We start from the raw sequence: 21,767 nt of genomic DNA, 5'->3' as shown, positions 1-21,767 counted from the left end.
GGTCTTCCTTACAGGACCTGGAAGGCGACGATCGCGACCAGGGTCGGCGGCAGCGCGGACAGCAGCAGGCCGATCGGGTGGATCGCTTCGTCGGGGAAATGCCCGCGCAGGATCGCGAAGCCCGCCGGGTTGGGCGCGTTGGCGATGATGGTGAGGCCGCCGCCGGTCACCGCGCCGGCCACCAGCGCGTACTTGAATTCCGGCGACAGGCCCTCCACCAGCGAGCCGAGGTAGGTGAGCGCGGCGTTGTCGGTGAATGCCGTCAGTGCGGTCGCACCGAAATACACGGTCGTCGCGTCCATGCCCGTGAGCACGGGCTGCAGCCACCACTGCTGCTGCCCGCCAAGCACGACCAGCCCGGCGAGGAAGAAGGCGACGAGCAGACCTTCGCGCAGGATCAGGCGGTCCTGGTGGCGCTTGTAGGCGGTCGCGAAGCCGAGGAAGAACAGCAGCAGGCCCATGAACACTGCTGGGTGGTGGGCGAAGGCGACGACGCCGGCGAGGAACAGCAGGTGGATCACGACCATGAGCACCGGCATGCGCTCGCCGCTCTTCGCGGCGCCGGTGTCGAGCGCGGCGATCTCCTGACGGAACACCGCCGTAATCACGAGGGCGTTGAACAAGACCGCGATCAGCGCCTTCCAGCCGAAGGTCGCGATCATGAACCAGATGTCCCAGCCCCAGGTGCCGGCGACCATTAGCACCGGCGGCGCGGCGAAGGGCGTGAGGGTTCCACCGATCGAGATGTTGACGAAGAGCGTGCCGATCGTCGCGTACTTGAGGCGGTTGGAGATGCCGTGGGCGAAGAACTTGTCGCGCAGGATCAGCGCCGCGAGCGTCATCGCCGCCGGCTCGGTGATGAAGGAGCCGAGCAGCGGCACCATCGCCATCGTGATGAAGTAGAACGCGACGTTCGGGTGCAGCGGCAGGAAGTTCGCCGCCGTGCGCACGAGCGCGAGTGAGAAGCGCAGGATCGGACGGCTGCCGGCGATCACCATGATCGCGAACACGAACATCGGCTCGGTGAAGTTGCGGCTGTCGAGGTAGGCGATCGCGTCGGTCCGCCCGGCGAGCACGCCCATCGCGACGATCAGCACCATCGCCCAGAAGCCGAACACGACTTCGACTTCGCCGAGCAGGTGGAATACGCCCGCATGCGCCGGGTGGCGGTGCGCCAGCTGCTCGAAGAATTTGGTCGAGAAGGTATGGATGATGGCCACTGCGAACAGGCCAGCTGCCAGCAGCTGTACGGGTGTCGCCTCGCTCATGGGTCGTGCGCTCCCTGGAGGAAGGTCGCGCAGGAAAAGCCCTGCACAACGGGAGCTTACCGACAGGGCGCGCAGCGGAAAATTGGACAGCGCGCGTACGCGGATCGGCGTATCCGTGCGCCTGCGGCGTGCGTCAGGAGGCCTCGCGGCAGGCGGCGATCAGGGCGGCGAGCGACTCGGCTTCCATCTTCTGCATCACGCGGCCGCGATGCACCTGCGCAGTGCGATGGCTGATGCCCAGGCGCGCAGCGATCTCGTGGTTCGACAGGCCCTGCACCATCAGGTCGCACACTTCGCGCTCGCGCTCGGTGAGCGCGGCGAGACGCCCGCTGACCGTGTGTTCGCGCCGCACGGCGGCGAGGCGTTCGCGTTCGCGCGCGAAGGCCTGCTCGATCGCGGCGAAGAGGTCGGCATCGTCGAAGGGCTTTTCGAGGAAGTCGATCGCGGCCTGGCGGAAGGCCTGGCGCGCGACGGCCGCGTCACCGTGCGCGCTCATCACGACGAAGGGCAGCGGCATGCAGCGCTCGGCGGCGACGCGCTGCAGGTCGAGGCCGGACAGGCCGGGCATGCGGATGTCGGTGAGCACGCAGCCGGCCCACGCGTCGCCGCCCTCGCCCGCGGCGTGCAGGAAGGCGTCGGCGCTGTCGAACACGCGCGTCGCGTAGCCGCGGATGCCCAGCAGCAGCGACAAGGAATCGCGCACCGAGGCGTCATCGTCGATCAGAAACACGCACAGGCGTTGGTCGTTGTCCATGCTCAGCCCTTCAGTCGTGGCAGCGTGAAATGGACGCGGCCGCCCGGCCCCGGCTCCGCGACCAGTCGTCCGCCGTGCGACTCGACGATCGCGCGGCTCATCGGCAGGCCCACGCCCATGCCATTGATCTTATCGGACGCGAAGGGCTCGAACACGCTCAGTACCCGGTCTGCCGGAACGCCGGGCCCGGTATCCTCGACGTCCACGCGCAGTTCATCGTCGTCCGCACGCAGCCGCAGGCTGATCGTGCCGTCCGGCAGGCCCGCCAGCGCGTCGACGGCATTCTGCAGCAGGTTGCGCAGCACGAGTTCGATCTGCACGCGATCGGCCAGCACCACTGCGGGCAGCGCGGGCCGATCGAGGCGGAAGTGGATGCGGCCCGCATGGCCGCGGAAGGCATCGACCATCGCGACGGCGACGGCGCCGACATCGACCGGCTCGCGCCCTTCGACGCCGCCCTTGAAGAGGTCGCGCAGGCGGCGGATCACGTCGCCCGCACGGCGCGCCTCGGCGGAGATGCGATCGAGGGTGTCGGGCAGGTTCGCGTGCGCGGCCGGCGAGTCGGACTCCAGGATCAGCCGGCAGGCGCGCGCATAGTTGTTCAGCGCCGTCAGCGGCTGGTTGAGCTCGTGCGTGATCGCCGCGGCCATCTCGCCGGCGGCGGCGAGCTTGAGGGTGCGGCGCAGGTCGTCGGAGATACGCTGGCGCTCGTCGACCGTGACGGCCACGAAGTAACCCGTCATCGCGAGCGCAAGCAGCAGCGCCTGCAGTTCGAACACGCCCAGCGAGCTGATGCCCGACGCCTCCATGACGATGATCACGCCGACCTGCAGCAGGATCATCGCCGGAGCCGTGCCGGCCATGCCGTGGCGCGCGGCGATCCACACCAGCGGCAGGAAGAGGACGTAGAAATAATTGAAGCGCTGGGCGTCCGGCAACGCGAACACGATCCACAGGCTCGCGAGAATCGCGCCCAGTTGCAGCACCACCTCGCGGTTGCGCAGCAGCAGCGCGACCTGCGCGCGGCGCGACGCGTCGAGCATCATCAGGATCAGCGGCAGGGACACGACGATGCCCACCGTGTCGCCGATCCAGAAGCGCAGCCACGCCTCGGCCATGCCACGGGAAGTGCCGCCCAGCAGCGCGACCGCGGCGACGTAGGCCGCGCCGATCAGCAGGCTGCCACCGGCGACGACGGCAAACAGGCGCAACACGTCGCTGCGCTGGCGCAGCGCCACCGCGACGTGGAACCGCCCCTGAAGCGTCGCCGCGATCGCCGCGTAGCCGAGCGAGAGCACCAGCGCGATCAGGAAGGCCGCGACGGGCGAGGCGACATCGCGGATCGTCATCTCCGCGACCACGACCGACACGAGCACGGCCCACAGCCAGCGCCACCCGAGCACCATCAGGAAGGCGATCGCGAGGCTGGGCTGCGGGTTCCACGGCGTGACCTTGAAGTCCGCCATCGGGTACAGGTAGCTCGCGCGGTCGAGCAGCAGGTAGGCGATGCCGAAAGCCAGCGCCAGCAGCCACGGATGCCGCAACGCGCCGACGGACGGCGCGGGCACGGAAGCCCGGCCGAAAAGGGAAGGGAGCATCTCAGCCGCGCCCGATCAGTTCGGCCAGCGCCCGCACCGTCGGGCCAGGCGCGCCGCGGCGGTGGATCAGCACGGTGCGCGCGAGTGCGAACTCGGGCGGCAACACATGGATCGACACGCTGTCCTCGACCGGCAGCATCGCGAGCAGGCTGCGCGGCACCAGCGCAACGCCCATGCCGGACGCGACGCAGCCGATCATCGCGTGATAGGACGCGAGCTCGACGACGCGTTCGGGCACGACCTCGCCCGACGCGAGCCAGGCCTGCAGGCGCTGGCGATAGGCGCAGCCGGGCTCGAACGTGAGCAGCGTGCGTGCGCGCAGGTCGCGCGGCGAGGCGATCGCCGGGTGGCCCGCGGGCGCGACGAGCACGAGCTCCTCGTCAAAGGCCGGCACGCTGGCGACGCGCACGTCCTCGACCGGCCCGCTGACGAGCGCGCATTCGAGTTGGCCGTCGATGACCTCGGCGATCAGCGGACCGGTCGGGCCGGTGCGCAGCTCCAGCTGCACCTCCGGGTACTGCGCGTGGAAGCGCGCGAGCAGCGCCGGCAGGCGTGCCGCCGCGGTGCTCTCCATCGAGCCGAAGCGCAGCCGGCCGCGCGGCGTGCCGTCACTGACCGCGGCGCGCGCCTCGTCGGCGAGCGCGAGCAGGCGGTCGGCGTAGTCGAGCAGCACGCGCCCGGAGGGCGACACGATCAGGCGCCGCCCCTCGCGGATGAAGAGCTCGACGCCCAGCTTGCCCTCGAGCTGACGAATGCGCGTGGTGACGTTGGACTGCACGCGATGCAGCTTCTCGGCCGCGCGCGTGATGCCGCCCTCGCGCACCACGGCGCGGAAGATGGTCAGGTCGTCGAGGTCCATGATTCTCTCTCAGGAATGCTTCGAATCAGAATTATTCATTTTACGCGAACATTGTCCAGCCTTATCGTGGCAGCCGTACCAACAGCATTCGGGAGCAACCCATGAGTACCGGACGGGACCAGACCATCGGCTACCTCGCCGCCGCCGGCACCGTAGCGATCTGGACGGGCTTCATCCTCGTCTCGCGCCTCGGCGGCAAGAGCGCGCTGACCGGCCACGACATCCTCGCGCTGCGCCTGGGCGTCGCCGCCCTGCTGCTGCTGCCTTTCGCGGGCAGCCTGCCGCGCGGGTCGTGGCGCGATGCGCGCCTGTGGACGCTGGGCATGATCGGCGGCCTGCTGTACGGCGTGCTCGTGTATGCGGGCTTCAAGCTGGTGCCGGCCGCGCACGGCGGCATCCTGCTGCCGGGGATGCAGCCCTTCCTCGTCGCCGCCGTCGCGTGGCTGCTGACGCGCCAGCGCATGCCGCGCGAACGCGCCTTCGGGCTCGCCTTCATCGCGCTGGGGGTGGGTTTCGCCGCCCAGTCCTACCTGGCCGGCAGCGCCTGGTCGACGGCGATGCTGGTGGGCGACGCGCTGATTCTGTCGTCCGCGCTCGCATGGGCCTTCTACAGCGTGCTCGCGAAGCGCTGGGGCTTCCATCCGTGGTTGCTGACGCGGTTCGTGGCCTTCAGCTCGGCGCTGATCTACCTGCCGGTGTACCTGCTGTGGCTGCCCAAGCAGCTCGACGCGGTGCCGATGTCCACGCTCGTGCTGCAGGGCCTGTACCAGGGCGTCGGGGCGACCATCGTCGCGATGCTGCTGTTCCTGAAGGCGGTCGAGAAGCTCGGCGCCGAACGCGTCGGCGCGCTGATCGCGCTGGTGCCGGTGCTCGCCGGTGTCGCCGCGGCACCGCTGCTCGGCGAGGAGCTGACCGGCTGGTTGCTGGCGGGGCTGGTGTGCGTGTCGTTCGGAGCCTTCGTCGCGGCGCGGCCCATTGCGCGCCTGGTTCCGGGCGCCTGCCCGGCAACGCATTAGCGTCGTGTTGCACCTGAATTGACACGGCAAAGCTCCCTCCCCTTCAAGGGGAGGGCTGGGGTGGGGATGGGTGGACTCCGAAGCGCCTGAAAGAAACCCATCCCCATCCTGTCCTTCCCCTTGAAGGGGAAGGAACCTACTAATTGGCACCCGCGACGAACGCGCGCGCCGACGCGCGCCCTAATCTCAGGTCGACAACATGGCCTGGTGCTTCCCACCCAGCCCCAGATACGCCTCGATCACCCGCGGATCATCGGCGAGCTGCTTGGCCGGGCCTTCCATCGAGATCTCGCCGGTCTCCAGCACATACGCGTAGTCCGCGACCTGCAGCGCCGCGCGCGCGTTCTGCTCCACCAGCAGGATCGACACCCCGCGCCGGCGCAGCTCGCCGATGATGCGGAATATCTCGCGCACGATCAGCGGGGCGAGGCCCAGGCTCGGTTCATCGAGCATCAGCAGCTTCGGCTTGGCCATCAGCGCGCGGCCCACCGCGAGCATCTGGCGCTCGCCACCGGAGAGCGTGCCGGCGAGCTGCGCCTTGCGCTCCTTGAGGCGCGGGAAGAGGTGATACACCTCTTCCATCGTCTCGGCGTGATCGCGCTTGCCCATGCGGTAGCGCTGGAAGGCGCCCAGCAGCAGGTTGTCCTCGACGCTCATCTCGGCGAAGAGCTCGCGTTTTTCCGGGACGAGGTTCATGCCGCGCGCGACCATGCGCTCCACCCGCGGCACGTACTCGGCCTCGCCGTCGAAGGTGACCTGCCCGCGCGACTCCAACAGGCCCATGATCGCCGACAGCATGGTCGTCTTGCCCGCGCCGTTGGGGCCGATCACGGTGACGATCTGCCCTTCGCCGACGCGCAGGTTGGCGTTCGACAAGGCCTCCACCTTGCCGTAGGCGACACACAGGTCGCGCACCTCGAGCACCGTGCGCGGGGTGCCGGGCGCGCTTTTGCCAGCCTCGTCGACCGTCTGCCCGATCACGTTGATCTCCACGCTCATGCCGTTCATTCCACACCTCCGAGATAGGCTTCGAGCACCGCGGGGTTCTGCTGCACTTCCTCGGGCAGGCCCTCGGCGATCTTCTGGCCGAACTCCATCACGACGACGCGATCGACGAGGCCCATGACGAAGTCCATGTCGTGTTCGACCAGCAGGATGCCCATGCCTTCGCCCCGGAGCTTCCTGAGGAGCTCGGCGAGCGCCTGCTTCTCCTTGAAGCGCAGGCCCGCGGCCGGCTCGTCCAGGAGCAGCAGGCAGGGGTCGGCGGCCAGTGCGCGGGCGATCTCGAGGATGCGCTGCTGGCCCAGCGCGAGGCTGCCGGCGGCGTCGAACATGTGCTCGGCGAGGCCCACGCGCTCGATCTGGCGCGCGGCTTCGTTCAAGAGCCGCGCTTCCTCGGCGCGGTCGAGGCGCCATGCGGCGGGGAACACGCCCTTGTCGCCGCGCATGTGCGCGCCGATGGCGACGTTCTCGAGCACGCTCATGGTGGGCAGCAGCTTCACGTGCTGGAAGGTGCGGCTCATGCCCATGCGGGCGATCGCGCGCGAGCCGCGCCCGGCGACCGGTTTGCCGAGGAACAGCACGTCGCCCGAGGTCGGGGTGTCGACGCCCGAGATCTGGTTGAACATGGTGCTTTTGCCCGCGCCGTTGGGGCCGATCAGCGCGAGGATCTCGCCCGCCTTGACGGTGAGGCTCATGGCGTTGTTGGCGACGAGACCACCGAACTTGCGCGTGACCTCCTTCGCTTCGAGGATCACGTCCCCGCGCGCGGGCAGCGGCTTTCTCGGCAGCGGCTCGGCCGCGGCATCGAGCGTGCGTTGGGTCGCCTTCACCGGCACGAAGCGGGCGAACAAGGGCCACAGGCCTTCGCGCGCGCGCTGCAGGATGATGATCATCATCAGGCCGAAGAAGATCACCTCGAAGTTGCCGCTCTGGCCGAAGATGCGGGGCAGGATGTCCTGCAGCCACTGCTTGGCGATGGTGATGACGCCCGCGCCGAGGAGCGCGCCCCACACCTGGCCGGCGCCGCCGACCACCGCCATGAACAGGTACTCGATGCCGATGTGGAGTCCAAAGGGGGTGGGGTTCACGAAGCGCTGCATGTGCGCGTAGAGCCAGCCCGAGGCGCAGGCGTGGAGTGCGGCGATGACGAAGATCACCATGCGCGCGCGCGCGGTATCCACCCCCATCGCCTCGGCCATCACCATGCCGCCCTTCAAGGCGCGGATCGCGCGGCCTTCGCGCGAGTCGAGCAGGTTCTGGGTGGTGAACACCGCCAAGAGCAGGAAGGCCCAGATGAGGTAGAAGATCTGGCTGCCGTCGGTGAGCTCGAACCCGAAGATCGCGATCGGCGGGATGCCGGTAAGGCCCGTATGGCCGCCCAGCGTTTCGAGGGTGCCGAAGAGGAAGTACAGGCTGATGCCCCACGCGATGGTGCCCAGCGGCAGGTAGTGGCCCGACAGGCGCAGCGTGAGCGAGCCGAGGACGAACGCGACGGTGGCGGTGAACGCCAGGCCGACGAATAGGGCCAGCCACGGCGAGCCGCCCGCCCACGCGAGCCACGCGGGCAGTTCCGTGGCGGTGGTGAGCACCGCGGTGGTGTAGGCGCCGAGGCCCACGAAGGCGGCCTGGCCGAAGCTCGTGAGGCCGCCGACGCCGGTGAGCAGCACGAGGCCGAGGGCGACCAGCGCATACAGGCCGATGTAGTTGAGCAACGTGACGTAGAAGGGCGGCATCACGAGCGGCGCCACCAGCAGCAGCGCGAGGAAGCTGCCCAGGACGGACCGGGCGGACAGTGCGGGCTTCATTCCTCTTCCTCCACGTGGTGGCTGGTGAACGAACGCCACAAGAGCACCGGGATGATGAGCGTGAACACGATGACTTCCTTGTAGGCGCTGGCCCAGAAGGAGCTGAAGGCTTCGAGCAGGCCGACGAGCACGGCGCCGGCGGCGGCGATCGGGTAGCTGGCGAGTCCGCCGACGATGGCGGCCACGAAGCCCTTCAAGCCGATGAGGAAGCCGGTGTCGTAGTAGATGGTGGTGATCGGGGCGATCAGCACGCCCGAGAGCGCCCCGATGAGCGCCGCGAGCAGGAAGGTGAGGCGCCCGGCGAGCGCGGGCGAGATGCCCATCAGGCGCGCGCCGTTGCGGTTCATCGCGGTCGCGCGCAGCGCCTTGCCGTAGATCGTGCGGCCGAAGAACAGGTAGAGCGCGACGATGAGCACGACCGAGGCGGCGATGACCCAGATCGTCTGGCCGTTCACCAGCATCGGCCCAAGCTCGAAGCGCGCCTCCGAGAAGGCCGGGGTGCGGGAACCCTCGGCGCCGAAGAACAGCAGCCCGAGGCCGACCATGCCCACATGCACCGCGACCGAGACGATCAAGAGGATCAGGACCGGGGCGGCGGCGATCGGCTGGTAGATCAGGCGGTACATCAGCGGGCCCATCGGCACCACCACGAGGAGCGCCAGCAGCACCTGCAGCGGCAGCGCGAGGGTCGTGAGCGGCAGCCCGTACAGCAGCGCCGCGAGCAGCGCGGGGTAGCCGACGTTCCACGCCAGCACGCCCGCGAGGCGCCCCTTCTGGCCGCTATGCAGCGCGCCGCGCGCATCGACCGCCGCGGCGAGCACGCCCGCGCCGAGCAAGAGCCACAGCGTCGCCGGTACCGTGCCGGCCTGGATCATGACGAGAGTCAGCGCGCCATAGGCGACGAACTCCCCCTGCGGAATGAAGATCACCCGCGTCACGGCAAACACCAACACCAGCGCGAGCGCGAGCAGCGCGTAGATCGCACCGTTGGTGATGCCGTCCTGTGCGAGCAACAGCGCTATCTGGAAATCCATGGACGAACCCCGCTATCGGGAGCGGCGCAGGCCGCTCCCGACTCTTTCAGCAACGAATGAATGCCCCGCGCGGCGCGGGGCGAAGCCCGGCCGTCACGGTTTCAGCTCAGAAACTTACTTGACGAGTTTCCATGCGCCGCCCTGGATCTGCACCATCACGCGCGCGCGCTGGTCCAGGCCGAGGTGGTCATTGGGGCTCATGGTGAAGATGCCGTGCGCGGCGGGCACTTCCTTCAGGCCTTCGAGCGCGTCGCGCAGCGCGGCACGGAACTCCTTGGTGCCGGGCTTGGCCTTCTTCAGCGCCGTCGGCACCGCGGCGGCGAGCAGCACGCCGCTGTCCCAGCCGTGCGCGCCGAAGGTCGACACGCTGCCCTTGCCGTGGGCGGCTTCGTACTTGTTGATGTACTCGACCGCGCTCTTCTTCACCGGATTGGAGTCGGGCAGCTGATCGGCGACCAGCACCGGACCGGCCGGCAGGAAGGTGCCCTCACAGTCCTTGCCGCACACCCGCAGGAAGTCGTTGTTGGCGACGCCGTGGGTCTGGTAGATCTTGCCGGTGAAGCCGCGCTCCTTGAACGCCTTCTGCGGCAGGGCGGCCGGGGTGCCGGAACCGGCGATCAGCACCGCATCCGGCTTCGCCGCCATGATCTTGAGCACCTGGCCGGTCACCGAGGTGTCGGTGCGGGTGAAGCGCTCGTTGGCAACCATCTTGAGCTTGCGCGCATCGGCCACGGCGGCGAACTGCTCGTACCAGCCTTCGCCGTAGGCGTCGGAGAAGCCGATGAAGGCGACCGTCTTCACGCCGCTGTTGGTCATGTGCTCGATGATCGCGGTCGACATCTGCGCGTCATTCTGCGGCGTCTTGAACACCCAGCGCTTCTTGTCGTCCATCGGCTCGACGATGCGCGCGGAGGCGGCCATCGAGATCATCGGCGTCGCGGCCTCGGCGACCACGTCGATCATCGCCAGCGAGTTCGGCGTGATCGTGGAGCCCAGCACGATATCGACCTTGTCCTCGGAGATCAGCTTGCGGACGTTCTTCACCGCCGAGGTCGTATCGGAGGCGTCGTCGAGGACGATGTAGTTGATCTTCTCGCCGGCGATCGTCGTCGGCAGCAGCGCGATCGTGTTCTTCTCCGGAATACCGAGCGAAGCAGCCGGGCCGGTCGCCGACACGGTCACGCCGACATTGATCTCGGCGTGCGCGGCGGTTGCGGCGAAGGCCAGACCGATGGCGGCCATCATGGAAGTGCGCAGTTTCATGGTGTGTCTCCTCCTCTTGGATTATTTGGCGACCGAACCTGAGGGAAGTCGCGGTCGCGTCCGGCGATTATTGCTTACGATACAAACTATTGCTAGTCCAACTATTGATCTGAATCACGTTTTCGCCACACCGCCGCCCTGTTGCGCGATGTTTTCCGCACCTGTGGCGTAACGACCATAGCCCCCATCGCTTGCATTCGCCTGACGCGCTACGCACCGGCCTCCGCCCGCGACGCTGCCACACTGCCGCCCTCGTTACGCATCAGGCCGCGCACGCCGTTGAGGAAGATCCCGGTGACGATGGGCGCCATGTCGTGGAAGGTGAGCGGGCCGTCGGCACGCAGCCAGGTGAAGGTCCAGTTGATCATCCCGAACAGGATCATCGTGACCGCCTTGTCCAGCTTGCGCCCGTGGAGGCCCGGCTCGACCCGCGCGAGCGCGTCGGCAAAGGCCGCGACGACGCGCCGCTGCTTGCCGGCGACGCTCTCCGCCTGCTCCTCCTTGAGGAATTTCACGTCCTGCACCAGAACCATGTGATGGTCCTGCGCGTGCTCGTATTCCTCCATGAAGCGCGTCACGAGCTCGGTGAAATGGGCCTCCGGGCCGAGCTTGCGCGCCTCCACGGAGGCGACGATCGCCAGCAGCTCGTCGATGTAGCTGTCGGCGATGTCGAACAGCAGGTGTTCCTTGTCGCGGTAGTAGTGGTACAGCAGCGGCTTGGACACGCCGCAGGCCTGCGCGATCGCCGACATCGAGGCGTTGTGGAAGCCCTTTTCCGCGAACAGCCCCGCCGCCGCGCGCAGCATCGCCGCGCGCTGCAGCTCGAAAGTGGGTGCCTTGCCTCGTGCCATGCCGGATGTCGTGCCTGTTGCAGGGCCAGCCGCGCCCCTCAGCGCTCGTCGAAACTGATGACGACGCGATCGGTGAGGGGGTGCGCCTGGCAGGTGAGAATGTAGCCGGCATCGACGTCCGGCTGTTCGAGGGTGAAATTCTTGTCCATGCGCACCTTGCCCTCAAGCAGTTTCGCGCGGCAGGTGCAGCACACGCCGCCCTTGCACGAGTACGGCAGGTCCATGCCGGCGCGCAGCGCGACATCGAGGATGGACGGATCCTCGGCGCGGAACTCCATCTCGCGCCTGAGGCCGTCGGCGATGACCGTGACCCTGGCCTGCGTCGCGTCGCCCGGTTCGACATGATGCTCGGGCGCCGTCGCCGGCACGCCGAAGCGTTCCAGATGGATGTGTTCGTGCGCGACGCCGCCCGCCTGCAGCGCTGCCTCGACCTCGTCGATCATGCCGCCGGGGCCGCAGATGAAGGCCTCGTCGATGGTGTCGACGGGGATCAGCGTGTCGAGGAACATGCGCACGCGCTCGCCGTCGAGCCGGCCGTTGAACAGCGGCACCTCCTGCTCCTCGCGCGAGAACAGGTTGTACAGCGTGAAGCGCGACATGTAGCGGTTCTTCAGGTCCTCGAGCGTCTCGGCGAACATCACGCTCGCCTGGCGGCGGTTGCTGTAGACCAGCGTGAAGCGGCTGTTCGGCTCGGCGCGCAGCGTGGTCTTCACCAGCGACAGGATCGGCGTGATGCCGCTGCCCGCGGCGAAGGCGACGTAGTGCTTGGCGTGGGCCGGGTCGAGCGGGGTGTGGAAGCGCCCTTCGGGCGTCATGATCTCCAGCACGTCGCCGGCCTTGATGCCGCCGTCGTTGGCCCAGGTCGAGAACGCGCCGCCGTTGATCTTCTTGATCGCGACGCGCAGTTCGCCGTCGTCGACACCGGAGCAGATCGAGTAGGAGCGGCGCAGTTCTTCGCCATTGACCTGGACCTTCAGGTTGAGGTGCTGGCCCTGTTCGAAGCGGTAATCCTCGGCGAGCTCGGCCGGAATCTCGAAGCGCAGGCTCACCGCCTCGGGCGTTTCGCGCCGTACCTCGACGATTGTGAGTGGATGGAATTTCGGCGTTCTGTGCGTCGTCATGTCGTGGTCTCCTCGATCGCTTCTCGTGGCGATTCGAATCAGATTGGCTTGAAGTACTCGAATGGTTCGAGACAGCTCTGGCAGCGGTACAGCGCCTTGCATGCGGTCGAGCCGAACTGCGACAGCCGAGTCGTGTCGGTCGAGCCGCAGCGCGGGCAGGCGAGCTTGCGCGGGACGAAGCGGAGCGGCTGCGGGCCGACTGGGGCGTCGCCGCCCGGGGGCGCGATGCCATAGGCGCGGAGCTTTTCCTTCGCCGGCTCGGTGATCCAGTCGGTGGTCCAGGCGGGCGCGAGGCGCGTCTCGACCGTCACGTTGCCGGCACCGGCGGCGACCAGCGCGTCGTGGATGCTCTGCGAGATGACCTCGGTCGCGGGGCAGCCGGAATAGGTCGGCGTGACGACGACGTGCAGGCCGCCCTCGCGCACGAGGACTTCGCGCACGATGCCGAGCTCGGTCACCGAGATCACCGGGATCTCGGGATCGGGCACGGCGTGGAGGACGTCCCAGGCTTGGGTTTCGGTGATCATCGTTGTCTACCTGTCACAACAGTTTTCGCCGAGCGGGATGAGCGTGCGTTCCTCCCCCTTCAAGGGGGAGGTCAGGAGGGGGATGGGTTTCCGGCGTTCGCTGAACCCATCCCCACCCCAACCCTCCCCTTGAAGGGGAGGGAGCAAGGCGCCGCCCGCCCGACTCTTCTTCACCACTGCGCTCCAGGATAGGTGCGCTGCAGGTACTGCATCTCGGACAGCAGGTGCCCCAGATGCTCGCTGTGGCGGCCGAACTTGCCGTAGGACTTGAACGGCGTGCGCGCCGGCACGGTCAAGGTCGCCTCGACAAGCACCGGCACGACCGCCGCTTCCCACGCCGCTTCGAGCTCGCCCCACGCCGGGCCGATGCCGGCGGCGGCAATCGCCTCGTCGGTCGGATTCGCGGCGAAGAACTCGGCGGTGTAGGGCCACAGGTAGTCGAGCGCGGCCTGCGTGCGCTCGTGCGATTCGGCCGTGCCGTCGCCCAGGCGCACGACCCAGTCGCCGGCGTGCTGCGCGTGGTAGCGCGCCTCCTTGAGGCTCTTCGCGGCGATCGCGGCGAGCTCGGTGTCACTGGAGGCAAGCAGGCGTTCCCACAGCAACACCTGGAAGCTCGCGAAGAGGAAGTTGCGCACCATCGTGCGGCCGAAATCCGCGTTCGGCAGTTCGCACAGGGTCAGGTTGCGGTAGTGCATCTCGGTGCGCAGGAAGGCGAGCTGGTCTTCGTCGCGGCCCTTGCCTTCGACCTGTCCGGCGCGGGTCAGCAGCATGCGCGCCTGGCCGATCAGGTCGAGCGACATGTTCGCGAGCGCCATGTCCTCTTCGAGCACCGGCGCGTGGCCGCACCATTCGGACATGCGCTGGCCGAGGATCAGCGCGTTGTCGCCGATGCGGGTGACGTATTCGGTATGAGCGGGGTTGGGGGTGGTCATCTTTGCAGCCCTCTCACATGTGGTTAACTTCGTCGGGCAGCTGGTAGAAGGTCGGATGCCGGTAGATCTTGTCCTCGGCCGGGTCGAACAGCTCGGGCTTGGCGTCCGGGTCGGAGGCGACGATGTGGTCGGCCTGCACCACCCAGATGCTCACGCCTTCCTGGCGACGGGTATACACGTCGCGCGCGACCTGCAGCGCGAGCTTGGCGTCGGGCGCGTGCACGCTGCCGCAGTGCTTGTGATCGAGTCCGTTGCGGCTGCGCACGAAGACTTCCCACAGCGGCCATTCCTTGCGTTCCATGTCTCTTCTCCTCTCGTGAGGGCTGGCCGGGGCCGCCCCTTCTGTTGGTGTGTTGCGGATAGTCCTGTCAGGCGGCCTGGTGTTCGCGCACGGCCCGCTTGCGCTCGTGCTCGAGCGCGGCCTCGCGCACCCAGGCGCCGTCTTCCCACGCCTTCACGCGCGCTGAAAGGCGGTCGACGTTGCCCTGGCCGTGGCCATTGACGACGTTCCAGAACTCGTCCCAGTCGATCGCGCCGAAATCGTGGTGGCCGCGCTCGGCGTTCCACTTGAGTTCCGGGTCGGGCATCGTCACGCCCAGCACCTTCGCCTGTTCGACGGTCGCATCGACGAACTTCTGGCGCAGGTCGTCGTTGGAGATGCGCTTGATGCCCCAGCGCGAACTTTGCGCCGAGTTGGGGGAATCCTTGTCGTGCGGGCCGAACATCATGATCGACGGCCACCACCAGCGATTGACCGCGTCCTGCACCATCTCGCGCTGCTCCTGGGTGCCCTTCATCATCGCCAGCAGCAGGTCGTAGCCCTGGCGCTGGTGGAAGGATTCCTCCTTGCAGATGCGCACCATCGCGCGCGCATAGGGGCCGTAGCTGCACTTGCACAGCGGGATCTGGTTCATGATCGCGGCGCCGTCGACCAGCCAGCCGATCACGCCGATGTCCGCCCAGGTCAGCGTCGGGTAGTTGAAGATCGAGCTGTACTTGGCGCGGCCGGTGTGCAGCGCGTCGAGCAGCTCGTCGCGCGACACGCCCAGCGTCTCGGCCGCAGCGTAGAGGTACAGGCCGTGGCCGCCCTCGTCCTGCACCTTGGCGATCAGGATCGCCTTGCGCTTCAGCGTCGGCGCGCGCGTGATCCAGTTGCCTTCGGGCAGCATGCCGACGATCTCGGAATGCGCGTGCTGGCTGATCTGGCGCACCAGGGTCTTGCGGTAGGCCTCGGGCATCCAATCCTTGGCCTCGATGTAGCCGCCGGCGTCGATCTTCGCGTCGAACTCGACCTGGTAAGCCGGGTTCTCGATGGCCTTGGGCCCCTTGTCGGCACCCTGCTGCGGGATGTCCAGTGCTTGGGTATACATTGTGTTGTCTCCTCCTCTCTCACTCTTTGGGGCGGTGGTCGATGACCCGTTTCGCCTTGCCGATCGTCACGCGCTCGATCGAGAACGGCTCGCCGACGATGACCTTCGCCGAGACGCCGATGAAGGTCTTGATGCGATGCGCGAGCTCCTCGCCGATCGCTTCCTTCTGCTCGGGATGCCGGCCGACGACCGCATCCGGGTCCAGCTCGACCTTCACCGTCAGCGTGTCCATGTGGCCCTTCTTGTCGACTTCCAGCACGTATTGCGCGGCGAGCTGGGGCATGTGGCAGATCAGCTCCTCGATCTGCGTCGGGAAGAGGTTCACCCCGCGGATGATCAGCATGTCGTCGGAACGGCCGGTGATCTTGGCCATGCGCCGCATGGCGCGCGAGGTCGGCGGCAGCAGGCGCGTGAGGTCGCGCGTGCGGTAGCGGATCACCGGCATCGCTTCCTTGGTCAGCGTCGTGAACACCAGCTCGCCTTCCTCGCCGTCCGGCAGCACTTCGCCGGTCTTCGGGTCGATGATCTCGGGGTAGAAATGGTCTTCCCACACCACCGGGCCGTCCTTGCTCTCGACGCACTCGCTGGCCACACCCGGGCCCATCACTTCCGACAGGCCATAGATGTCGACGGCGTCGAGTCCCGACCGCGCTTCCATCGCCTCGCGCATGCCCTGCGTCCAGGGCTCGGCGCCGAAGATGCCGACCTTCAGCGAGGTCGATTTCGGGTCGATGCCCATGCGCTCCATCTCGTCGAGGATGGTCAGCATGTAGGACGGCGTCACCATGATGATGTCGGGCCTGAAGTCCTGGATCACCTGGATCTGCTTCTCGGTCTGCCCGCCGGACATCGGCACGACGGTGCAGCCGAGCCGCTCGGCGCCATAATGCGCGCCCAGCCCGCCGGTAAAGAGGCCGTAGCCGTAGGACACATGCACCATGTCGCCGGCGCGGCCGCCCGCGGCACGGATCGAGCGCGCGACGACGGAGGCCCAGGTGTCGATGTCCTTCAGCGTGTAGCCGACCACTGTCGGCTTGCCGGTCGTGCCGGACGACGCATGCACGCGCGCGACCTTCTCGCGCGGCACCGCGAACATGCCGAAGGGGTAGTTGTCGCGCAGGTCGCTCTTCGCGGTGAAGGGAAATTTCGCCAGATCGGCGAGCGTCTTCAGGTCGTCCGGATGCACGCCCTTGGCGTCGAAAGCCTTGCGGTAGTGCGCCACGTTCTCGTAGGCGTGGCGCACGCTCCACTTCATGCGTTCGAGCTGCAGCGCGCGCAGCTCATCCTGACTGGCAGTTTCGATCGCTTCCAGGTCGCCGGGCGACGGGGTCTTTACGGGCATTCTCTCTCCTCCTGGTTTCTTCGGTTCGCGCGGGTTTCATATGATGACGGAATTATTCCCCACATCTGGGGAATCCCGGGTGACCCGCGTCAACCCATCCTCACAACTCGACGACGGCCCTGCCCTTCAGCCGGTAGGACCTGCCGCGCATCACCGCGATCAGCTCGCCCTTGGGGTTGGTGACGCTGATGTCGTACACACCGGTGCGCCCGGCGGCGAACACTTCCCTCGCCTCGGCGCACAGAACCTCACCGGGACGGCCCGGCGCCATGAAGTCGAGGCTGATGCCGGACGCCACGGTCTGCTCGTTGTAGCTGTTGCACGCGTAGGCGAAGGCCGTGTCGGCGAGCACCGTGATGAAGCCGCCGTGGCAGATCGCGAAGCCGTTCAACATCTCCTCGCGCACCGTCATCGTCACCTTCGCGTAGCCCGGGCCGACCGCCTCGAAGCGAATGCCGTTGGCGCGCAGCACGCGGTCGTTCTCCGCCATGCCGTCGCGCACGCGCTCGGCGACGAGCTGCGGATCCAGCCCGTTCGTGAGATCGCGATAGCCCGCCTCAGTCATACATCGCCTCCCCGTTGCAGGCCTTGCGGCGCAGCAGCGGCGACACGCGATAGCGCTCCTCGCCGTAGTGATCCTTGAGATTCGCGAGCACCTCGACGACGAAACCCGCCCCGAGCTGGTCGGCCCACGCGAGCGGGCCGCCCTTCGGATAGTTGGTGCCGTAGCGCATCGCCGTATCGACGTCGCGCGCGCTCGCCACGCCCTGCAGCACCGCGTCGGCGGCCTCGTTGGCGAGCATCGCGACGGTGCGCAGCGCGATCAGCCCGGCGACGTCGTCGATCGCGCTGACCTTGAAGCCGGCCTTCTGGAAGGTGCCGGCGACGACGCGCAAGGCGCCCTGCCCGCACTGGTCGGCGCGCGTGAGCGCGATGCGGGTGCTGGTCGCGTAGTCGAGGCACAGGTCGAAGAGCACGAGGTTCGGCACGCGCTCCTCGGCCGCGCGCAGCGTCGCGGTGCGGCCGTCGGTGAGCGCGACGCGCGCAGGGCCGATCTGCATCCAGCCGCGCCTGCCGTGCATGCCCGCCTCGCGCCGCACCTCGATACCGGCCGCTTCAAGGCGCGCCAGCAGCGGCGCCGCCGCGCCGATGTCGCCGACCACGGTGACGCGCGGCTCGCCGTCCTGTGCCGGCTCGTCCTGCGGCACGGCCTTCGCGGCGAGTTCGCCGTATTCGTAGATGCCGCGCCCGGTCTTGCGCCCCAGCCGCCCGGCGGCGACGAGCTCCTGCTGGAACGGGCTCGGCGCAAAGCGGCGGTCGCAGAAGTAGGCCTCGAACACCGACTTGGTCACCGCGAAGTTCACGTCGTGGCCGATCAGGTCCATCACCTCGAAGGGCCCCATCGCGAAGCCGCAGCCCTCGCGCAGGATCGCGTCCAGCGTCGCCGGCTCCGCCTCGTGCTCGGCCAGCACGCGCAGCGCCTCCGCATAGTAGGGACGCGCGACGCGGTTCACGATGAAGCCGGGCGTCGAGGCCGCATGCACGGGCATCTTGCCCCAGGTGCGCGCGGTCGCGTGCAGGCACTCGGCGACGTCGCGCTCGGTGTTGAGCCCCGACACCACCTCGACCAGCGCCATGCGCGGCGCGGGATTGAAGAAGTGCAGGCCGGCGAGCCGACCGGGACGGGCGAGCCCCGCCGCCATCGCGTTGATCGACAGCGACGAGGTGTTGCTCGCGATGATCGCGTCCGCGCCGAGCGTAGCTTCCAGCTCAGCGAAGAGCTTGCGCTTGACCTCGAGGTTCTCGACGATCGCCTCGATCGCGAGGCCCGCATCCGCCACCTCGGCCAGCGCCGCGACCGGCACGACGCGCTCGAGCGTCGCCGCGGCTTCGGCCGGGTCGAGCCGGTTCTTCGACACGAGGAACTTCAGATCCTTGTCGATCGCCGCGCGCCCGGCGACGATCGCCTCGGCGCGGCCGTCGAACAGGTACACGGTGTGGCCCGCGCGCGCGGCGACCTGGGCGATGCCGCTGCCCATCGCGCCGGCGCCGATCACGACGATCTTTACATCCTTGCCGAGGGAACTCATTCAATCACCCTTGAAATTCGGGCTGCGCTTTTCCATGAACGCGGCGACCCCTTCGCGGTAGTCGTTCGACTGGCCGCACACGGTCATCAGGTCGCGCTCGAGGTTGAGCTGGGTCTCGAAGTCGTTGGTCGAGCTTGCCCACATCGCCTGCTTGGTCTTCGCGTAGCCGAAGGTCGGGCCTTTGGCGAGACCGGCGGCGACCTGCTGCACGGTCGGCAACAGCGCTTCGTCATCGACGCACTTCCAGATCAGGCCCCAGGCCTCGGCCTGCTCGGCCGACAGCTTTTCGCCCAGCAGCGCCATGCCCATCGCACGCGCCGGGCCGACGAGGCGCGGCAGGATCCAGCTGCCGCCGGTGTCCGGTACGACGCCGAGCTTGCTGAAGGACTGGATGAAGCTCGCCGAGCGCGCCGCGAACACGAGGTCGCACGCCAGTGCGATGCTCGCGCCGGCACCGGCCGCGACGCCGTTCACCGCGGCGATCACCGGCAGCTCCAGGCTGCGCAGCGCGAGCACCAGCGGCTTATAGTTCTTCTCGACCGATTCGCCCAGGTCGACCGGCTTCTCGCCCGGCGCCACGGCGCGGTCCGACAGGTCCTGCCCGGCACAGAAGCCGCGCCCCGCGCCGGTCAGCACCAGCACGCGCACGACGCCCGCCGCGCGGCCTTCCCTGACCTTCGCCAGCGCCGCACGCACCTCCTCGTGCATCCGGGCCGTGAACGAGTTCAGCCGGTCCGGCCGGTTCAGCGTCAGCGTCGCGACGCCTTCGACCACATCGAGGCGAATCGTCTCGCCCTGCATGCTCCAATCCGTTCTGCCCAACGCGCTGCTCATGTCTCCTCCTGTCATCCCTCTGCACAAACGCCCACCCATGCCCTCAGGCGGCGCTTCTGCAGAGTCTCCTTTTTCGGATCGCCCGGAAGGCTTCGGGGCCTCCTGTCGGCGGGGTCGGTGCCCGGTAGTCCGAGCTTTCTTTCTAGTCCGGCCATTGTTTGACCGACCGGTCAATCAATAGTAAGCTTGATCCAGATCAAAAGACAACAGTTTTTTGCTTGACAAGTTTCACCGCAGCGCAGCAATGCGCCAGCCGCTATAACACTGTCAGCAGCACCGATCCGCAGGGGCCGCAGAAGCCCCGCCCCATCACCAGAGGAGACCCTCGATGTCCCACGCCGCGTCCACCACCACGCCCGCCCAGTTGTTCGACAAGCACCACGCGACCCTCGAAGCCGCCGTCCAGGCGATCCACGCCCGCGGCTACTGGACGCCCTACCCCGAGATGCCCAGCCCCAAGGTGTATGGAGAAACGGCACAGGATGACGGACGCCGCGCCGTCGAGGCCACCTTCGGCCAGGAGTTCGAGCTCGGCCAGCCCGGCCGGAGCGGCTGGATGGCGAGCGAGCGTTCGCCCTACGGCGTCGAGTTGGGCGTGCGCTACCCGGTGTGCGACGCCGACGCGCTGATCGCCGCCGCGCACGCCGCGATGCCGGGCTGGCAGCGCATCGGCGCGCAGGGCCGCGCCGGCGTGTGCCTGGAGATCCTCGATCGCATCAACAAGAAGAGCTTCGAGATCGCTCACGCGGTGATGCTCACCACCGGCCAGGGCTGGATGATGGCCTTCCAGGCCGGCGGCCCGCACGCGCAGGACCGCGGCCTCGAAGCCGTCGCCTACGCCTACCGCGAGATGAAGTTCGTGCCGCACGAGACGGTGTGGGAGAAGCCGCAGGGCAAGAACCCGCCGCTCAAGATGAAGAAGCACTTCGAGATCGTCGGCCGCGGCGTCGCGCTGGTGATCGGCTGCGGCACCTTCCCGACCTGGAACACCTACCCGGGCCTCTTCGCCGCGCTCGCGACCGGCAACCCGGTCATTGTCAAGCCGCACCAGAACGCGATCCTGCCAGCCGCGATCACTGTGCGCATCGCGCGCGAAGTGCTCGCCGAGGCCGGCCTCGACCCCAACCTCGTCACGCTCGCCGCCTTCGACAAGCGCGAGGCCACGCAGGCGCTGGCGACCCACCCGGCGGTGAAATCCATCGACTTCACCGGCGGCAACAGCTTCGGCCAGTGGCTGATCAGCAATGCGAAGCAGGCGCAGGTATACGCCGAACTCGCCGGCGTGAACAACGTCGTCATCGAATCCACCGACCAGTACAAGGCGATGCTGAGGAACCTCGCCTTCACGCTGTGCCTGTACTCGGGCCAGATGTGCACGACGACACAGGCGATCCTCGTGCCGGGCGGCGGCATCGACACCGACCAGGGGCACAAGACCTACGACGAGGTGTGCGCCGATCTCGCCGCATCGATCGACAAGTTCCTCGCCGACCCGGCGGTCGCGACCGCCGTGCTGGGTGCGATCCAGTCGCCCGACACCCTCGCCCGCATCGCCGAGGCGCCCGAGCACGGCCGCGTCGTGCTCGCATCGAAGAAGATCGCCCACGCCGAGTTCCCCGGCGCCGAAGTGCATTCGCCGGTACTGCTCGCGTGCGACGCTGCCGACGAGAAGAGCTACATGGAAGAGCGCTTCGGCCCGATCGCCTTCGTCGTGAAGGTCGCCGACGGTGCCGCCGCGGTTGCGCTGTCCGAGCGCATCGTGCGCGAGCACGGCGCGCTCACGGTCGGTATTTACTCGACGAAGCCGGAAGTCGTCGACGCGATGACCGAGGCGAGCTGGCACGCCGGCGTCGCGCTGTCGATCAACCTCACCGGCGGCGTGTTCGTGAACCAGTCGGCGGGCTTCTCCGACTACCACGGCGTGGGCATGAACCCGGCCGCCAACGCGAGCCTGTCCGACAGCGCCTTCGTCGCCAACCGCTTCCGCGTCGTGCAGCGCCGCTACCACGTCGAGTAAGCGGCCCCGGCCGCAAGGCGCAACGCCGCACGCGCGGGCCTCGTCTACACTGCGTCTTCCCCGGACCGGACGAGACCCCGCGCG

At 68.1% G+C, this 21,767-nt stretch carries 20 protein-coding genes; 2 read left to right on the top strand and 18 right to left on the bottom strand.

The features are described from left to right. Nucleotides 1–8: 8 nt before the first annotated feature. From AzCIB_RS01735 to AzCIB_RS01720, 4 genes are all read right to left on the bottom strand, one after another. A complete protein-coding gene (locus tag AzCIB_RS01735; RefSeq protein ID WP_050414309.1) occupies nt 9–1,268 on the bottom strand; it encodes a putative Na+/H+ antiporter in 1,260 nt (419 codons plus the stop codon). A gap of 133 nt (nt 1,269–1,401) precedes the next feature. Next, the gene (locus tag AzCIB_RS01730; protein ID WP_050414308.1) at nt 1,402–2,022 is read right to left on the bottom strand and encodes a response regulator transcription factor; all 621 of its coding nucleotides are present in this window, start codon (nt 2,020–2,022) and stop codon (nt 1,402–1,404) included. 2 nt (nt 2,023–2,024) lie between these two features. Further along, nucleotides 2,025–3,620 (bottom strand): ATP-binding protein, encoded by a 1,596-nt coding sequence (locus tag AzCIB_RS01725; RefSeq protein ID WP_050414307.1) that lies wholly within the window; start codon nt 3,618–3,620, stop codon nt 2,025–2,027. Between the two features lies 1 nt (nt 3,621). Beyond that, nucleotides 3,622–4,479, bottom strand: a complete 858-nt coding sequence (locus AzCIB_RS01720) for a LysR family transcriptional regulator (protein ID WP_050414306.1) — start codon at nt 4,477–4,479, stop codon at nt 3,622–3,624. A gap of 101 nt (nt 4,480–4,580) precedes the next feature. Between AzCIB_RS01720 and AzCIB_RS01715 the strand changes: the two genes are divergently transcribed. Then, nucleotides 4,581–5,495, top strand: coding sequence for a DMT family transporter (locus AzCIB_RS01715; RefSeq protein WP_050414305.1), 915 nt, complete (start codon nt 4,581–4,583; stop codon nt 5,493–5,495). A 186-nt stretch (nt 5,496–5,681) separates the two neighbouring features. On the opposite strand, the gene AzCIB_RS01710 is transcribed toward AzCIB_RS01715, so the two are convergent. The 14 genes from AzCIB_RS01710 to paaG form a co-directional block, all read right to left on the bottom strand. Then, entirely contained in the window at nt 5,682–6,503 is an 822-nt protein-coding gene (locus tag AzCIB_RS01710) for an ABC transporter ATP-binding protein (RefSeq protein WP_232299333.1), read from the bottom strand. Continuing rightward, nucleotides 6,500–8,302 (bottom strand): branched-chain amino acid ABC transporter ATP-binding protein/permease, encoded by a 1,803-nt coding sequence (locus AzCIB_RS01705; protein WP_050414304.1) that lies wholly within the window; start codon nt 8,300–8,302, stop codon nt 6,500–6,502. The genes AzCIB_RS01710 and AzCIB_RS01705 overlap by 4 nt, the downstream gene beginning before the upstream one ends. Next, a complete protein-coding gene (locus AzCIB_RS01700) occupies nt 8,299–9,336 on the bottom strand; it encodes a branched-chain amino acid ABC transporter permease (protein WP_050414303.1) in 1,038 nt (345 codons plus the stop codon). Before AzCIB_RS01700 ends, AzCIB_RS01705 begins: the two co-directional genes overlap by 4 nt. 114 nt (nt 9,337–9,450) lie before the next feature. Next, nucleotides 9,451–10,599 (bottom strand): ABC transporter substrate-binding protein, encoded by a 1,149-nt coding sequence (locus AzCIB_RS01695; protein WP_050414302.1) that lies wholly within the window; start codon nt 10,597–10,599, stop codon nt 9,451–9,453. A 209-nt stretch (nt 10,600–10,808) separates the two neighbouring features. Continuing rightward, the gene (locus tag AzCIB_RS01690) at nt 10,809–11,450 is read right to left on the bottom strand and encodes a TetR/AcrR family transcriptional regulator (protein ID WP_050414301.1); all 642 of its coding nucleotides are present in this window, start codon (nt 11,448–11,450) and stop codon (nt 10,809–10,811) included. Between the two features lie 38 nt (nt 11,451–11,488). Continuing rightward, on the bottom strand, nt 11,489–12,571 hold the full coding sequence (paaE, locus tag AzCIB_RS01685; protein ID WP_050414300.1) for a 1,2-phenylacetyl-CoA epoxidase subunit PaaE: 1,083 nt from the start codon (nt 12,569–12,571) through the stop codon (nt 11,489–11,491). 38 nt (nt 12,572–12,609) lie between these two features. Then, a complete protein-coding gene (paaD, locus tag AzCIB_RS01680) occupies nt 12,610–13,098 on the bottom strand; it encodes a 1,2-phenylacetyl-CoA epoxidase subunit PaaD (RefSeq protein WP_050414299.1) in 489 nt (162 codons plus the stop codon). 170 nt (nt 13,099–13,268) lie between these two features. Next, nucleotides 13,269–14,030: a 1,2-phenylacetyl-CoA epoxidase subunit PaaC gene (gene paaC, locus AzCIB_RS01675; protein ID WP_050414298.1), complete on the bottom strand. Its 762-nt coding sequence runs from the start codon at nt 14,028–14,030 to the stop codon at nt 13,269–13,271. Nucleotides 14,031–14,043: 13 nt separating this feature from the next. Beyond that, the gene (paaB, locus tag AzCIB_RS01670; protein WP_018989543.1) at nt 14,044–14,331 is read right to left on the bottom strand and encodes a 1,2-phenylacetyl-CoA epoxidase subunit PaaB; all 288 of its coding nucleotides are present in this window, start codon (nt 14,329–14,331) and stop codon (nt 14,044–14,046) included. 67 nt (nt 14,332–14,398) lie between these two features. Continuing rightward, nucleotides 14,399–15,400 (bottom strand): 1,2-phenylacetyl-CoA epoxidase subunit PaaA, encoded by a 1,002-nt coding sequence (paaA, locus tag AzCIB_RS01665; RefSeq protein ID WP_050414297.1) that lies wholly within the window; start codon nt 15,398–15,400, stop codon nt 14,399–14,401. Nucleotides 15,401–15,419: 19 nt separating this feature from the next. Beyond that, nucleotides 15,420–16,742 (bottom strand): phenylacetate--CoA ligase PaaK, encoded by a 1,323-nt coding sequence (gene paaK / locus AzCIB_RS01660; RefSeq protein ID WP_050414296.1) that lies wholly within the window; start codon nt 16,740–16,742, stop codon nt 15,420–15,422. A 100-nt stretch (nt 16,743–16,842) separates the two neighbouring features. Beyond that, nucleotides 16,843–17,307 (bottom strand): hydroxyphenylacetyl-CoA thioesterase PaaI, encoded by a 465-nt coding sequence (gene paaI / locus AzCIB_RS01655; protein WP_050414295.1) that lies wholly within the window; start codon nt 17,305–17,307, stop codon nt 16,843–16,845. Further along, nucleotides 17,300–18,832 (bottom strand): 3-hydroxyacyl-CoA dehydrogenase PaaH, encoded by a 1,533-nt coding sequence (gene paaH / locus AzCIB_RS01650; protein ID WP_050414294.1) that lies wholly within the window; start codon nt 18,830–18,832, stop codon nt 17,300–17,302. Before paaH ends, paaI begins: the two co-directional genes overlap by 8 nt. Next, nucleotides 18,833–19,666: a 2-(1,2-epoxy-1,2-dihydrophenyl)acetyl-CoA isomerase PaaG gene (gene paaG / locus AzCIB_RS01645; protein WP_083446845.1), complete on the bottom strand. Its 834-nt coding sequence runs from the start codon at nt 19,664–19,666 to the stop codon at nt 18,833–18,835. 328 nt (nt 19,667–19,994) lie between these two features. Between paaG and paaN the strand changes: the two genes are divergently transcribed. Continuing rightward, nucleotides 19,995–21,683 carry a phenylacetic acid degradation protein PaaN gene (paaN, locus tag AzCIB_RS01640; protein ID WP_050414292.1) on the top strand — a complete coding sequence of 563 codons (1,689 nt, stop codon included), beginning with the start codon at nt 19,995–19,997 and terminating at the stop codon, nt 21,681–21,683. Nucleotides 21,684–21,767 lie beyond the last annotated feature (84 nt).

Origin of the sequence: Azoarcus sp. CIB (genome assembly GCF_001190925.1) — a bacterium.
GTDB lineage: Bacteria > Pseudomonadota > Gammaproteobacteria > Burkholderiales > Rhodocyclaceae > Aromatoleum.
Note: the sequence above shows the minus strand (reverse complement) of the source record. Positions and strands in the feature narration are given on the sequence as shown.

What these genes read in the sequence shown, in the direction of transcription:
- paaA (WP_050414297.1), bottom strand. Translation starts at nt 15,400, where the DNA reads ATGTATACCCAAGCACTGGACATCCCGCAGCAGGGTGCCGACAAGGGG.
- paaB (WP_018989543.1), bottom strand. Translation starts at nt 14,331, where the DNA reads ATGGAACGCAAGGAATGGCCGCTGTGGGAAGTCTTCGTGCGCAGCCGC.
- paaG (WP_083446845.1), bottom strand. Translation starts at nt 19,666, where the DNA reads ATGAGCAGCGCGTTGGGCAGAACGGATTGGAGCATGCAGGGCGAGACG.
- paaH (WP_050414294.1), bottom strand. Translation starts at nt 18,832, where the DNA reads ATGAGTTCCCTCGGCAAGGATGTAAAGATCGTCGTGATCGGCGCCGGC.
- AzCIB_RS01700 (WP_050414303.1), bottom strand. Translation starts at nt 9,336, where the DNA reads ATGGATTTCCAGATAGCGCTGTTGCTCGCACAGGACGGCATCACCAAC.
- paaE (WP_050414300.1), bottom strand. Translation starts at nt 12,571, where the DNA reads ATGACGACGCACAGAACGCCGAAATTCCATCCACTCACAATCGTCGAG.
- paaC (WP_050414298.1), bottom strand. Translation starts at nt 14,030, where the DNA reads ATGACCACCCCCAACCCCGCTCATACCGAATACGTCACCCGCATCGGC.
- paaN (WP_050414292.1), top strand. Translation starts at nt 19,995, where the DNA reads ATGTCCCACGCCGCGTCCACCACCACGCCCGCCCAGTTGTTCGACAAG.
- AzCIB_RS01690 (WP_050414301.1), bottom strand. Translation starts at nt 11,450, where the DNA reads ATGGCACGAGGCAAGGCACCCACTTTCGAGCTGCAGCGCGCGGCGATG.
- AzCIB_RS01725 (WP_050414307.1), bottom strand. Translation starts at nt 3,620, where the DNA reads ATGCTCCCTTCCCTTTTCGGCCGGGCTTCCGTGCCCGCGCCGTCCGTC.
- AzCIB_RS01720 (WP_050414306.1), bottom strand. Translation starts at nt 4,479, where the DNA reads ATGGACCTCGACGACCTGACCATCTTCCGCGCCGTGGTGCGCGAGGGC.
- AzCIB_RS01705 (WP_050414304.1), bottom strand. Translation starts at nt 8,302, where the DNA reads ATGAAGCCCGCACTGTCCGCCCGGTCCGTCCTGGGCAGCTTCCTCGCG.
- AzCIB_RS01715 (WP_050414305.1), top strand. Translation starts at nt 4,581, where the DNA reads ATGAGTACCGGACGGGACCAGACCATCGGCTACCTCGCCGCCGCCGGC.
- paaD (WP_050414299.1), bottom strand. Translation starts at nt 13,098, where the DNA reads ATGATCACCGAAACCCAAGCCTGGGACGTCCTCCACGCCGTGCCCGAT.
- paaI (WP_050414295.1), bottom strand. Translation starts at nt 17,307, where the DNA reads ATGACTGAGGCGGGCTATCGCGATCTCACGAACGGGCTGGATCCGCAG.
- AzCIB_RS01695 (WP_050414302.1), bottom strand. Translation starts at nt 10,599, where the DNA reads ATGAAACTGCGCACTTCCATGATGGCCGCCATCGGTCTGGCCTTCGCC.
- AzCIB_RS01710 (WP_232299333.1), bottom strand. Translation starts at nt 6,503, where the DNA reads ATGAACGGCATGAGCGTGGAGATCAACGTGATCGGGCAGACGGTCGAC.
- AzCIB_RS01730 (WP_050414308.1), bottom strand. Translation starts at nt 2,022, where the DNA reads ATGGACAACGACCAACGCCTGTGCGTGTTTCTGATCGACGATGACGCC.
- AzCIB_RS01735 (WP_050414309.1), bottom strand. Translation starts at nt 1,268, where the DNA reads ATGAGCGAGGCGACACCCGTACAGCTGCTGGCAGCTGGCCTGTTCGCA.
- paaK (WP_050414296.1), bottom strand. Translation starts at nt 16,742, where the DNA reads ATGCCCGTAAAGACCCCGTCGCCCGGCGACCTGGAAGCGATCGAAACT.